This window comes from Pseudomonas sp. Pseusp97 (assembly GCF_047304025.1).
In the GTDB taxonomy this organism is placed as follows: Bacteria; Pseudomonadota; Gammaproteobacteria; order Pseudomonadales; family Pseudomonadaceae; genus Pseudomonas.
This window is the reverse complement of sequence record NZ_JBGLYK010000506.1, coordinates 1-369: the sequence shown is the minus strand read 5'-3', so window position 1 is coordinate 369 and position 369 is coordinate 1. Positions and strand designations below refer to the sequence as shown.

The window sequence follows — 369 nt, the reverse complement described above, 5'->3', positions numbered from 1 at the left end:
CAGCCCGGCGCAGCAGCTCGCGGCCGCGCGGATAGCCCGGGTCCTCGTGCCAGAAGCGCTGGCCGGGTTCGAGCAGGGTGCGGCTGATCAGGTCCAGTGCGCCCTGGTAGCCGGCGCAGATGAACACCTGCGCGGGATCGCAGACGATGCCGCGCGAGATGCCCAGATAGCCGGCGACGGCCTCGCGCAGTGGCCCGTAACCGCAAGGTTCCGGATAGGCCAGCATGGACGCGCTCTGCTGGCGCAGACGCCGCGCGCACAGGCGTGCCCAGAGTGCGCGGGGGAAGGCGTCCAACGCCGGTACGCCGAGCTGGAACGGCCGCAGGCTCGGGCCGTGGGCGATCAGGCCGGGCAGGGTGCGCTCGACGG

At 73.2% G+C, this 369-nt stretch carries 1 pseudogene; it reads right to left on the bottom strand.

What is annotated here, in order from left to right:
• A pseudogene (locus tag ACCC94_RS30135) lies at positions 1-369 on the bottom strand (PLP-dependent aminotransferase family protein); the annotation flags it as partial.